Origin of the sequence: Longimonas sp. (assembly GCF_046498435.1) — a bacterium.
In the GTDB taxonomy this organism is placed as follows: domain Bacteria; phylum Bacteroidota; class Rhodothermia; order Rhodothermales; family Salinibacteraceae; genus Longimonas.
Genome location: NZ_JAWOAR010000108.1, coordinates 1 through 11291 on the forward strand (window position 1 = coordinate 1; position 11291 = coordinate 11291).

An 11291-nucleotide genomic window follows, 5' to 3' on the forward strand; every position below is an offset into this window, starting at 1 on the left:
TGACACAGCACTATTGCTCTGTCAGGTAGTCGCTAATCCTGAAGTGATTGGGACTTGATCGTGATTGGCGTTATCAGATGGAGGCATAGATTACTTCGTGCGTACCACAGGCATGACCTTCGGCCCTCGCTTCGCTCGGCTCCGGATCAGCGACGCCAGGGGCGCCTTGCCTGTCCTGAACTCGATTCATGATCTGGATGACGGGCATTGGGGGGCTGTGCGACTTCTGAAACTATAGCACAACCCGTTGTGACACAGCACTATCCACGGTCTCTCTAACTCTGAATCGTAAGATGAGGAGAAGCCCGCCGGAAAACATCGTTCAAAACATCGTTCTTCGGGACGTCTATAACGATTGACGTGCGTGTAATGACTTCACTTTCCCACAGACACCATACATTCCACAGTCCCCATGCAAACGATGAAATCTCTATCCCTGTTGTTTTTGGTTGCGCTCTCGGTTGGTCTCCTTACAGGATGTGGTGCAGATGACACAGCCGTAGTGGAAAGCGGTACGTACGAAGGTACCATCACAGAAGTGAATGCCGACGAGCAAGAGATCTACGTGTCCGTTCCAGAAACAGGAACCCTCGAGCTATACTTCACCGACTCGACACGCGTAATGAGCGACACTACGGAACGCTCCTTCGATGCGCTACAAACCAACCAGCAGGTTGCCGTGGAGGTGAACAAAGTGGGTCAGCGTCTCGACCCCGTAACGGTGACAATTCAGGACGACGGCTCCTAAAGACGCCCGCCCAACCGACTCTGAAGACCCTACAACCTGCACAAGACGTACAGTGGACCCTCTGCCCTCGATGTGGCGGACCGAACTCTGGCATCCGCTCGTCGTCCACTTCCCGATTGCGCTCTTACTTGTCGGTACCGGCATGCGCATGATCGCAATGCTGCACCGGCGGTATGCTGTCCTCAGGTTTCTGGTGCCTGCCGGACGCACCCTCCTGGGGTTGGGCACACTCGGTGCATGGGTAGCCGTGTACACAGGGACCCTGGCCGATGCCGAGGTGGCACGTACGCTATGTGATCCTACCATCGCTGAGACGCACGAGCAATGGGCGTACCGCACTGCCTGGCTGTTTACCGGAGGTCTGGGGATAGACGTGCTCCTATGGCGGGGTTGGACGCCCAACCTTGGGCGCCTTGGGCGTTTTGGCGTACGGCTTGTACTGGTAGGCTTACTGCTGTCAGGTAGCGCAGGGCTGGGGTACGTAGGCCACCTGGGGGCACAGTTGGTATACCAGCAAGCAGCCGCCGTATACCACCCTGGCCCAGACTGCGCAGCATTCGAGTAACCCGTTGAGCGTCCGCGCAATCACCGTCTGTACATTGGGGCCGCAGGTTCTGGCTTGTGCACATGAACGGTACATGCACGGGGGAGCAACAAGTCACAAACAGATCAAGCGCAAACGGCTGGATAAGCGAATCAGAACGCGTTGTACCATACCCGTACCTGATTGAACGTGCAGAAGTACATGTTTATGCCCCTACACGGTCATCCCAGACGAATGCCAACCGTCGCCGCAATCGTCCGAGATGACCGGATGCTGGGAAGCTGTACGCCTTCTGAATCCATAACACAAGCCGTGATCAGAAGTAATACCGGAGCCCCAGGCCGCCGCCGAAGTCGCCATCAGTGTCGGGGGCCAGGTTTAGGCGGGGCGTGACATGCCCAAAGAACTCGACGTACTCATTGGCCATCCAGTTGAGGCCAACGCGTCCGCTAATGCCCATCGCAGCGTCATTGTCATCCACGCCGATGAATGCTCCCGGACCAAAAAACCACTCCAGCCCCGACACATTGTTAGCACGAATGGGCTGACTAAACTGCGCATGGGCATTCAGGAAAAAGAACTCGTTCAAGTCCCATGCGCCCAGAAAGTCGTACGAGGGCCCGCCCGCATTGTAGAACTTCAGCGTAACACCGCTGGGCGAGCCGATCTGCCCACCCAGTCCTACATTGCCCGAGGCACGCTGCGCATTAGCCGAACCTGCAGACAGGCTCACAGTGAGAAGAAGAACAACGCTCAGGGCATACAGGAGACGACGTAAAGAGCAGGACATCGAATACATAAACAAGGGGACAATTGGGGAACGATACAGATATTGGATCGCCCTACATACAGACGGCCTTACGAGACGTTGCGCCGAGCAGTTATGAAATGCAAGTGCCCTGTATCCAGCCAACGCCTATCTTTGCAACCAAGAGCCCACCAACGGGGGCCGATTGTAAGGAACGCATCATTCCTGAGCGTGCAGAGGAACTGCCCAAAATACCGGGCGTGCCACCTTCAGACAATCGCGTCTCTCTCACCGCTTCTGCCTCCTTATGCCTAATGCTTCGACTGCACCGCCCGACATCAGTACGCTTGGTGGGCTTCGTGCGTCCGGATACGTACACCGCACCGTGAAAGAAGAGATGCGGGCAAACCTGATGAAGAAGCTTCAGACTGGTGATCCGCTTTTCCCGGGCGTATTGGGATACGATCGCACAGTGCTCCCGCAGTTAGAAAACGCCATCTTGAGCCAGCACGACATCATTCTACTGGGGCTGCGAGGGCAAGCCAAGAGCCGCATTGTACGGATGCTACCGCGCTTCTTGAACGAGTGGATCCCAGTGCTTCAAGACACGCCACTCAACGAGCATCCCTACAATCCGCTCACGAAGCAAGGCCGCGAACTTGTTGAAGAGCATGGCGACGAAGCCCCCATCGACTGGATGCACCGGTCGGAGCGCTACGGCGAAAAGTTGGCGACCCCCGACACGACGATCGCCGACCTGATTGGCGACATTGACCCGATTAAGGCGGCCAATCTGCGACTCACCTACGCCGACGAGGAGATCATCCACTTCGGTATCATTCCGCGCACCAACCGGGGCATTTTCGCGATCAACGAACTGCCCGATTTGCAGCCGCGCATTCAGGTGGGGCTGCTCAACATCATGGAAGAGCAAGACATCCAGATTCGTGGGTTCAATGTGCGCTTCCCGCTCAACGTGATGCTGGTGTTCTCAGCCAACCCCGAAGACTATACCAGCCGCGGCAACCTGATTACGCCGCTGAAAGACCGCATCGACAGCCAGATTATCACCCACTACCCGAAGACGACGGAGGTGGGTATGGCCATTACCGAGCAAGAGGCGTGGCAAGACCGCGCTGATGACGACGGCACTCCCGTCGATGTCCAGATTCCATATATCTTCCGCGAAGTCATCGAGCAAGTCGCGTTTGAGGCACGCGACAGCGAGTACATCGACCAGAAGTCGGGTGTGTCGGTGCGTGTGACGAGGGCCGCGCTGGAGCTGCTAATCTCGGCAGCCGAACGGCGCGCGCTCGTCAATGGCGAAGAGGAAACCGTGGTGCGCGTAAGCGACCTGCTGCATCTGGCCCCGGCCATTACGGGCAAAGTTGAGCTTGTGTACGAGGGCGAGCAAGAGGGCGCCGAGAACGTAGCCTACACGCTCATTGGGCGTGCCCTGCGCACGGTGTTCACGCAGTACTTCCCCGACCCCGACGAAAAAGGCGGCGGCCGCGAAGCGTATGCCGACGTCCTGGCGTGGTTTACCGAAGGCAACACCGTGCATCTTACGCAAGACCTCTCCGACGACACCTACCGCACGCGCCTTGGCGAGGTCGATGGACTGGCCGAGCTCGTGACCTCCGAATCAACGCCCGACACCAACGCGCAGCGCTTTGTGATGATGGAGATGGTGCTGGAGGCATTGCACCAGAACTCGCTTCTCGGCAAAGAGATGCGCGACGACGGCCAGTCGTACAGCGACATCATGGGCTCAATGCTCTCCTCGTTCGGCAATGGCTTCGATGAGGACGACTTCGACGACGATGATTTTGATGTAGACGACTTCCGGTAAGGGGCTACTTGGCAGTGGGATCAGGGAGCACAGGCGGTACGGTGAAAGGAGGGCCACGCTGTAACGGCATGGTCGATCTGGATACCCACCTCGTGCCGGTTGGCCCGGTCGATCGATGGCCCGCGTACGTATTTCAGCCGCTTCTTATGACAACCCTTGTCATTATTCCAGCATTTAATGAGGCCGATGCGATCGGCCACGTTGTGGGCGACTTGCCTGCCGGCCGCGTAGACGAGGTGGTGGTCGTCAACAATGCCTCGACCGATGCCACCGAGTGCAACGCCCGTGCGGCGGGAGCTACCGTCGTGCGCGAGCCCGAACCCGGCTACGGGGCGGCCTGCTTACGCGGACTGGAGTACGCGGCCTCCGTATCCCCCGATATTATCGTCTTTCTGGATGGCGACTACAGCGACCATCCCGACGAACTGCCCCGCCTGGTCGATCCCATTCGCTGTGGTGAGGCCGACTTCGTCGTCGGATCGCGCATTCAAGGAGATGCCGAACCGGGGGCGTTGCTCCCGCAGGCACGCATTGGCAACCGGCTGGCCTGCAGGCTCATGCGGTGGATTTGGGGCGCGCAGTACACCGACCTGGGGCCGTTCCGGGCCATTCGGTACGACGCGCTGCAACGCCTTAACATGCAAGACCGCACGTTCGGCTGGACGATCGAGATGCAGATTAAGGCAGTAGAGGCCGGGCTCCGCATTCAAGAGGCCCCCGTGTCGTATCGCAAACGTGTAGGCGTATCGAAGATTACGGGCACCGTGTCAGGCACGGTGCGGGCCAGTGCCAAGATCTTGTGGACAATTGCTCGCTATGCTGTATTTGAGACACCAGTGCGTAAAAGCGCTTCCAGTATTCAAGCCGAATCCGCTGAATTTGCCTGAACATCCAGGCGCGATCCGACGTTTCGTAATTGGTCTTTGTTGCTTCATATTTCCCTGCTTCCATGAATTACGACATCTGGTTCAACGGATCATTCGTCCCGTACGAAGATGCGCAAATCCATGTACTCTCGCATGTGGTTCACTACGGCTCCTCGGTGTTTGAAGGCATCCGCTGCTATGAAACCGAAAAGGGCTCCGCTATCTTCCGCCTGCCTGAACACATGGAGCGGCTGGAAAACTCGGCCAAGATCCACCGTATGCAGATCCCGTACGATCTGGACGAACTGAATGAGGCGGTCATCGATACGGTGGAGCGCAGCGGGCTGGCTGAGTGCTACATCCGGCCCGTCGTGTTTCGCGGCATGGGCCCGATGGGCGTGAACCCACTCGAAAACGAGGTCGATTCAATCGTGGCCGTGTGGGAGTGGGGCAAGTACCTCGGTGAAGAAGCGCTGGAGCAGGGCGTGGATGTAGAAGTGGCCAGTTGGAATCGCATGGCGCCAAACACGCTGCCTGCCATGGCAAAAGCGGGGGGCAACTACCTGAACGCATCGCTCGTCAAGATGGATGCGGTGAAAAATGGCATGACCGAGGGCATCATGCTTAGTACGAACGGCTATCTGGCCGAGGGAAGCGGCGAGAACCTCTTCATCGTAAAAGATGGCAAGCTCTACACCGCACCGGTAGGCCTCTCCATTCTGCCTGGTATCACGCGCGACGCCATCATCCAGCTGGCTCGTGAGCGCGGCTACTCGGTTGAAGAGAAAACCATCCCGCGCGAGGCGCTTTACATCGCCGATGAACTCTTCTTTACAGGCACTGCCGCCGAGGTCACGCCCATCCGAAGCGTAGACCACTACACCGTAGGAAACGGAACGCGTGGCCCGATCACGAAAGAACTGCAGGACGCGTTCTTCGATATCGTAGAAGGCGGCAACGATCCGCACGACTGGCTCACATTTGTCGATACGCCTGTATCGGAGGAAACCTCTGAAGAAGAAGCCGTCACAGCCTGACCGAGGGCGTCGCTACGCATCGGCTTTAGGAAAAGGCTTCTGCATCCTGCGCATCCCGCAGACCATGAAGCATGCATAAGTGCACCCGCCCGGGCATTCAAAACGCTCAGGCGGGTTTGCTGTGTTGGGCTGAAGCCTGCGTTATACCAACTCCGCATGCGTCGTTGGCGTGTGCAGGAGGCGTGTGGAGGGGGCCTGTGGAGGAGTACAGCATCAGCTACGACATCGGCGCCAGCACCTGTTCGATGAAGGTATCCCCATCTTCGAGGGTGTCGAAAAGGGCATGCGGGTTGTGCGGTTGCAGATCGGGTCGCGTGAAAGAGCCTGTGCACACCGCCACCGAAAACGCCCCAATGCCCCGTCCGCACCGAATGTCGTGCTCGGTATCGCCGATGATAACCACATCGCGGCCCACGAACGTATGCCCCGTGTGCCGTTGAGCGCGGCGCACAGCCACCGGCGGCAGCTTGTGGCGCTCACCGCTGTCTGACCCAAACGCGCCAAACGCAAAGTGCGCATCTAGCCCCACCGCCTCCAGCTTCCAGAACGCTGTCGTGCGCAGGTTGCCCGTAAGCAGCCCCAGCGTTACATCAGAGCGCCCAGCCAGGCGATCCAAGAGCGGCGGCACTCCCGGAATAAGCGTCACGTCGTCGGGATTGCCCATCTCCAGCACCACCGACTCGTAGGCACGAAGCGCCCGCCCGATGTTCGCCATACTTGGCGCAATGCCATTGACCTCCAGAATGTCGCGCATAATGCCCGGATCCGTGCGCCCCGAAAACGAGACCGATTCAGTCGTAACGGGGCAGTCAAACGCATCCGCCAGCGCGCGTTCTATCGCTACGCGCCCCGACCCGTTTGCGTGGAGCAACGTGCCGTCAATGTCGAACAAAAGCAGTTTCATAGGACCGCACAGCCAGGCGTTTAGCAGAAATATGATAATTTTGAATAAGATAGGACGGCGCATCCCCAAAAAACGCTTCCTTTACCAGATGTTGAGGCATTGTAACAGCCAAACGCGATCCACATACCTGTATGTTTACCTATAACCAACTAAATACAAACAGGGTAGAAGAAAGATACACGTCGTCCAGTGGGCCACAATGCGTACCCGTTTCGGGAAGACCGAGGCTCCGTGCAGCTCTGTATCGCGCAAGCAGGGGGTCGCATCGCCCCGTTGCAAGACGAACCGGGAGACGCAGGCCCCGTCGGCAGTGCGGTTACGCCTCGTGCGTTTGAGTCGTCTGCTCGGAGGACTGCGCAGCTTCCTCCTGAATTCGGGCCAGCGAGGCTTCGAGCGAGTCCCGGCTAATGACCTGGCCCGTCGTCGTATCCACCTGGCCGAACGAGAGCACGCCCGTAGGGCAGCTCTGCACGCATGCCGAGCAGCGCACGCATTGCGGATCTTCCATAGGTTTGCCTTGCTGGGCAAAGCTCATCACATCAATGCCCTGGTGGCACACGCTCGTGCACACGTTGCACGAAATGCACTTGTCCTTGTCGGCCAGGATGCGAAACCGGCTAAAGCGATGGTAGATGTGCATCAGCGCCGCCAGTGGACAGAAGAAGCGGCACCACACGCGTCCGCTCAGCCAGAAGTAGACGCCCAGTGCCAGCATGCCCGCGAGCAGGACATCTACGAACCAGGCATAGCTCAGGATACCCAGTCCAAAAACGCCGCCCGAGAGCATTGCGTTAAATGAGGCCTCCATCCAGCCACCGGGCCAGATCCACCCACCAATGCGCCAGAAGAGCATGACAAAGGCCACGACCATGATGATCTGCCCGGCAAAGTTGAGCTTGTTGGTCCACTCCCCATGCGGCATCTTGTCTCGGTGTTCATCGCCCACGGTTTCGGCGAGGGCGCCGCAGGAGCAGATCCAGCCGCAATAGGCCCCTTTGCCCCAGAAATAGATCATACCGGGAATCAGCACGAACGTCTGCACAAAGCAGATGGCCAGCCACCACACGAGGGGCTCGGCGGTAAAGACGTTGTACACCAGCAGCGGCCAGGCCAGGATAAAGCCATAGGCGCGCCAGTATTCGCGTCCGTGGGCCGCCCATTCCGATGCCGGAAAGAGCGCATCCAAAAAGCCAGTGGGCAGCCATCCATTCGCGCCCAGATACGGCAAGATGAGTTCCGGAAGCAGAAACAACGGCAGCACCTGAATGGCAGCCAGGGTGATGGTTTGCACGCGAATGTACGGCGTTCTTCGTCGCTTAATACGCCGGTAGCCGTAGATGACGACTGCCGACGAATACACAAACGTGTAGTAGAACGACGGCGACTGGAGCGAGGTGGCGAGCACGCCCCACAGGCTGTCCGGATCGGCATTGGCAAACGCATCCTGCAAATTGAACGGGAAGGCTCCGGCCGAGGCCGCCCAGGTGCCGAGCCAGCCGCCATCTTTCCAGCTAAAGACTGCAATCATAAACGCAAAGAACGCCGCCATGGCTCCAATGCGCTTCCACTGGAGGGTGCCGAGCCAGTCCAAACTGCTGAACGCATCGGTAAGCGAGTCGGGGAACTGCCCCCAATCGTTGCGAATCTGGATGCCCGAGCGGCGGAAGAAGTCGAGCGGGGCCTCGCGCCCAATCATCGCAAAAACCTGCTGCGTCGGAAGACGCTCGGTGGTGTCGTCGGCATGGCGCAGGAGCACCGCATCCTCCTCAATGCGCTCAACGTCTGTCTCCATTTTCAGGGTGAGCGAGCCGGTGCGGCTGTAGGATGCCAGCTCGTACACCCGGTCGATGTTTGCTTCTTTGGGGCGGAAGAACGTGTCGCGGCGATAGGAGAGCGTGACATCGGCCCCGGCTTCGGTAAGGGCAATAGCCGCTTCCAGTGCCGAGTCGCCTCCTCCAACTACAGTAACTGGCTTGCCGGTACACTTGGTTGGGTCGTGCAACTGGTGATGTACATGCTCTTGGTCTTCGCCAGGGGCACCCAGTTCGCGGAAGGCCCCGCTCCGGCCAATAGCCACGATAACGCGCTGGGCTGCTATGCGCGTGTCGTCGTTGCACACCACCGTCAGCTGTCCGTTGTCGCGGTCGATGCGCTGGGCCTCGCCCGGCTCCACATGAAGGTCGTGCGTTTGGGCTTCCAGTTCCTCCACAAGCTCCTCCTTCACCGGAGCCGACACCTGAAGGTCGCCCGCCGGAGTCATCCGATCGGGATACGTGTAGATGGGCTTCCCCTCCTGGAAGTCTTTGATGGTTGCAAAGCGTTTCGTTGCTTCGAGCACCACGTACGAGAGGTCCTGCTTTTCTGCCTCGCGAGCGGCAGCCATGCCCGACGCCCCCGCCCCCAGAATCACCACGTCATAGACATCCGAATCACTGCGGGAACGAAACGAAGCGTCGTTCACAATGTCGCGCACGGCCTTGGTGCCGCTGTCGAGCGAGAACTTAAGGAGGGGAACGCCCGCCAAGTCGCCCACCACATACACCCCGTCTACATTGGTACGGTAAGCATCATCCACGCGAGGGAGCTTCGACACGTCGCCGTCGGGCCACTGCAAGTGGAGCCAGTCAGCGTAGCGAGAGAGGGCATCGAGCATAGAATAGGATCCAAACAAAGGAAAAGGACCGATTGCACAGATGGTATGTACGCAACATCGGCGTGTGCGTTACATGTGTCGCATTCTGTTTTCTGCATGGGCTGTCCTTGCTCTGAATCCCCCTGTTTATGATCTACGGTCTAACTGGAAATCCGCACAAGGAAGAACTGTGGCCGCTTCTTGACCGCGTGATTCGCGTGCTGGACACACGCGAATTGCCGTACCGGCTTGCTCCTGAACTGGCCAACGGGCGAGCCGAGCGCAATATGGCGGTGCAAGAGGGATGCGTAGCGCCCAGCGTAAACGACGTGGGGCGCCAGGCCAATGTCGTGTTCTCGTTTGGTGGCGATGGCACACTGCTGCGTACAGCCCACGCTGTAAGTCCATCGGATACGCCGCTTGTAGGCGTGAATATCGGTCGGCTTGGATTCCTCGCGGATGTAGAACACAACCAGGTTTCCCGCGCAGTAGATGCGTTGGAGCGGGGTGATTACCGCATCAGTTCGCGGATGGTGCTGGAGGTGGACGCTGCCGGACGCAATCTGGGGCGCAACTGGGCGCTCAACGAGTGCGTCATCAACCGGAGTGGGGCGGCGGGACTGCTGCGCATTGCCGTAACGGTAAACGAGGAGCCGCTCAACACCTACTGGGCCGACGGGCTCATCTTTTCGACGCCCACCGGATCGACTGCGTACTCGCTCTCGGCAGGCGGGCCCATTCTTATGCCCGAAACGGGCGTGGTCATTATTACCCCGATAGCTGCCCACACGCTGTCGGTGCGTCCTGTGGTGCTGCCCGCCACCGCCACCATTCACGCTGAAGTGCGCAATCCAGAGCGCCCCTACGTGTTTGCCGTTGACGGCGTAAGCACAGAGTTCAAGGAACCCGCTATATCATTTACGGTACGACGGGCCGCTCATTCGGTGAACCTTGTGAAACTGGATGGCTCGCATGTGTTCAACACCTTGCGGCGTAAGCTGATGTGGGGCGCACGGTCCTCGGCCAGCTCGGACAACGAGCCCCCTGAGGACGCGTCCCAGAACCATTAGGTCCAGGGTCGTTGAACTCGACATGAAACAGTGCGTATGTACTTGAATGTTGCGTGTCCAGTGCTTTCTATGATATTCCGATTTGGTCGGGTAGCTCAGGTGGTAGAGCAACGGCCTGAAAAGCCGTGTGTCGGCGGTTCGAATCCGCCCCCGACCACACATTTTTTGGTGCAAGACTTTGTTTTGGTACGTGTTAAGAGGTGTTATGAATCAATCAATGCCTCTGTTTAGAGCACGGTAGCACACCAAGAGTCAAACCAAAGTCGCCTCCAGTTTAGTCGAAATCTGGTCCGGTAGTTCAGTTGGTTAGAATGCTGCCCTGTCACGGCAGAGGTCGCGGGTTCGAGTCCCGTCCGGACCGCCACATAGTGCATCTGTAAAGGGCATATCACTGCTCCGTAACGCTGCTCCGTAACGCTGCTCCGTAACGCTGCTCGGCTTTGTTGCTGAGGGGCGTTTTTTTATGTGGGGTCATGTTTGGTCAGGCGCGGCCCCGAAAGTCTGTTTTGATTTCCTGCTTTTGATTTCCTGCTTTGGGGGGACTTGCATCGCGCCTTCCCTTCGCCCGAAATCACGCTAAACAGGTACTCGAAGGGCATTCGACGGAACCATCTCCCTGGCGTTCAGCAAGAGCCGTTCGGGACAGCACAGCACGCGTAGCGATCTTGGTTTAGCCCATAGAATGACCTGTGACACAGCACTACTGTCGTGTCACACCTGAATGTTAGGGTGCGGAGACTGTGCCAAACTCTGTGTCCCCCCAAAACCTGTCATGGTGAGCACGCGACGGGCCCAGCCCGGAGCACGCCGAACCATCTCCTCGACGCTCAGCGGGGCTATAGGCGATTGAACGGCCCTGCCAACCTTGGGGGAGATCTTTATTCACTGCG

General features: G+C 58.4%; 9 protein-coding genes and 2 tRNA genes. 8 read left to right on the top strand and 3 right to left on the bottom strand.

The annotated features are described in order from the left end of the window. The first annotated feature begins 421 nt into the window (after positions 1-421). The gene (locus R6U20_RS04345) at positions 422-748 is read left to right on the top strand and encodes a hypothetical protein (RefSeq protein ID WP_410336645.1); all 327 of its coding nucleotides are present in this window, start codon (positions 422-424) and stop codon (positions 746-748) included. Positions 749-800: 52 nt separating this feature from the next. Next, a complete protein-coding gene (locus R6U20_RS04350) occupies positions 801-1313 on the top strand; it encodes a DUF2231 domain-containing protein (protein ID WP_410336646.1) in 513 nt (170 codons plus the stop codon). Positions 1314-1608: 295 nt separating this feature from the next. Here R6U20_RS04350 and R6U20_RS04355 read toward each other — a convergent pair whose 3' ends face one another. Further along, entirely contained in the window at positions 1609-2025 is a 417-nt protein-coding gene (locus R6U20_RS04355) for a hypothetical protein (protein ID WP_410336647.1), read from the bottom strand. Positions 2026-2347: 322 nt separating this feature from the next. Between R6U20_RS04355 and R6U20_RS04360 the strand changes: the two genes are divergently transcribed. The 3 genes from R6U20_RS04360 to R6U20_RS04370 all read left to right on the top strand — a co-directional run bounded on the left by R6U20_RS04360 (position 2348) and on the right by R6U20_RS04370 (position 5795). Further along, entirely contained in the window at positions 2348-3892 is a 1545-nt protein-coding gene (locus R6U20_RS04360) for a magnesium chelatase (RefSeq protein ID WP_410336648.1), read from the top strand. Between the two features lie 146 nt (positions 3893-4038). Beyond that, the gene (locus R6U20_RS04365) at positions 4039-4779 is read left to right on the top strand and encodes a glycosyltransferase family 2 protein (RefSeq protein WP_410336653.1); all 741 of its coding nucleotides are present in this window, start codon (positions 4039-4041) and stop codon (positions 4777-4779) included. Between the two features lie 62 nt (positions 4780-4841). Then, on the top strand, positions 4842-5795 hold the full coding sequence (locus tag R6U20_RS04370; protein WP_410336649.1) for a branched-chain amino acid transaminase: 954 nt from the start codon (positions 4842-4844) through the stop codon (positions 5793-5795). 217 nt (positions 5796-6012) lie between these two features. On the opposite strand, the gene R6U20_RS04375 is transcribed toward R6U20_RS04370, so the two are convergent. Beyond that, complete coding sequence (locus R6U20_RS04375; RefSeq protein ID WP_410336650.1) at positions 6013-6699, bottom strand: HAD family hydrolase; 687 nt, start codon at positions 6697-6699, stop codon at positions 6013-6015. Between the two features lie 316 nt (positions 6700-7015). Next, the gene (locus tag R6U20_RS04380) at positions 7016-9352 is read right to left on the bottom strand and encodes an FAD-dependent oxidoreductase (RefSeq protein ID WP_410336651.1); all 2337 of its coding nucleotides are present in this window, start codon (positions 9350-9352) and stop codon (positions 7016-7018) included. A gap of 128 nt (positions 9353-9480) precedes the next feature. Between R6U20_RS04380 and R6U20_RS04385 the strand changes: the two genes are divergently transcribed. From R6U20_RS04385 to R6U20_RS04395, 3 genes are all read left to right on the top strand, one after another. Then, the gene (locus tag R6U20_RS04385; protein ID WP_410336652.1) at positions 9481-10401 is read left to right on the top strand and encodes an NAD(+)/NADH kinase; all 921 of its coding nucleotides are present in this window, start codon (positions 9481-9483) and stop codon (positions 10399-10401) included. 84 nt (positions 10402-10485) lie between these two features. Then, positions 10486-10558 (top strand) — tRNA-Phe (locus tag R6U20_RS04390). A gap of 130 nt (positions 10559-10688) precedes the next feature. Next, a tRNA-Asp gene (locus R6U20_RS04395) sits at positions 10689-10765 on the top strand. Positions 10766-11291 lie beyond the last annotated feature (526 nt).